This is a genomic window from Lysobacter sp. TAB13 (assembly GCF_052113885.1).
GTDB classification, from domain to species: Bacteria; Pseudomonadota; Gammaproteobacteria; order Xanthomonadales; family Xanthomonadaceae; genus Lysobacter; species Lysobacter gummosus.
In genome coordinates this window covers 1-485 of sequence record NZ_JBFRDR010000163.1, presented here as the reverse complement: position 1 = coordinate 485, position 485 = coordinate 1, and the positions used below count along the sequence as shown (strand labels likewise).

The following is a 485-nucleotide window of genomic DNA, read 5'->3' as shown; positions in this document are numbered from 1 at the left end:
ATGCCGCACATGGCCGTGTTCAAGGCGGCGTAGTTCTCCGCGCGGATGGTTGCGTCGTCGAGCCTCTTCGCTTTGACGAGCGATCGCTCAGCTTTCTGGATCTGCCTGAGAAGTAGCCGGATGCGATTGTCGAGGTCGTCGACCGCCTGCTTCATCCCGCCGGCGACGGCAATGGCAGCCTCATCGGCATCGTCGCGGGTTTTCCTGGTCTTGAGGCGTGAACGTGACTCAAGCTTTGCCGATACGTGCGAGATGGCATTACGCTCGTTGACGAGCTCGGCCTTCCGCGCCGACAGGCGAACGATCTCTTTGGCGGCCTTGTTCGCCAGGCGCGCTTCGGCAGTCTGACGCCCGTGCTGCGGAGCCAGAGCCTTCGCCAGCCAGGCTCGGCGATAGGCCTCATACGAGGCATCGGCCTTGGCGATCGCGGCAACGGATTGAAGATTGATCGCCCATTGCTGATCGGCAAGCTTCAGGCCCTGGCT

General features: G+C 62.5%; 1 protein-coding gene. It reads right to left on the bottom strand.

The genetic code is table 11. From position 1 onward, the window contains the following. Positions 1-485: hypothetical protein (locus tag AB4Y92_RS25635; RefSeq protein ID WP_441822178.1), on the bottom strand; the 485-nt coding region annotated here is incomplete at both ends.